A 507-nucleotide genomic window follows, 5' to 3' on the forward strand; every position below is an offset into this window, starting at 1 on the left:
ACCGCAAGGAGGACGGTCACCACGGCAGGATTCATGACTGGGGTGAAGTCGTAACAAGGTAGCCGTATCGGAAGGTGCGGCTGGATCACCTCCTTTCATGAGCTCATCGCTCACTGCGTTTTAAGCGCTCACACTTGTCGGCTGTAAGAAAGACAGACTCAGGGGTCTGTAGCTCAGTCGGTTAGAGCACCGTCTTGATAAGGCGGGGGTCGATGGTTCGAATCCATCCAGACCCACCACTGTCTGTGGACGGGCAGTCCCCTTGAGTATGTGTGACTGGGGGATTAGCTCAGCTGGGAGAGCACCTGCTTTGCAAGCAGGGGGTCGTCGGTTCGATCCCGTCATCCTCCACCAATCCTCAATGCACAGCGTTCTGCACGAAGCAGAACCTTTTGCATTGGCGATTGAGCCAGTCAGGGCGATATGAGTAACACCATATCGGCTGTCGTTCTTTAACAATCAGGAAGAAGTAGTAAAGAGATTCATCCGAACGCGGACAGAGATGGC

At 54.0% G+C, this 507-nt stretch carries 2 tRNA genes and 1 rRNA gene; all 3 read left to right on the forward strand.

The features are described 5' to 3' along the window. Positions 1–96: ribosomal RNA gene (locus M3I56_RS40940) — 16S ribosomal RNA — on the forward strand; the annotation flags it as partial. 66 nt (positions 97–162) lie between these two features. Next, positions 163–239: transfer RNA gene (locus tag M3I56_RS40945), tRNA-Ile, on the forward strand. Between the two features lie 39 nt (positions 240–278). After that, a tRNA-Ala gene (locus M3I56_RS40950) sits at positions 279–354 on the forward strand. The last annotated feature ends 153 nt before the right edge of the window (positions 355–507 follow it).

Origin of the sequence: Paraburkholderia sp. CNPSo 3281 (assembly GCF_024206515.1) — a bacterium.
In the GTDB taxonomy this organism is placed as follows: domain Bacteria; phylum Pseudomonadota; class Gammaproteobacteria; order Burkholderiales; family Burkholderiaceae; genus Paraburkholderia; species Paraburkholderia nodosa.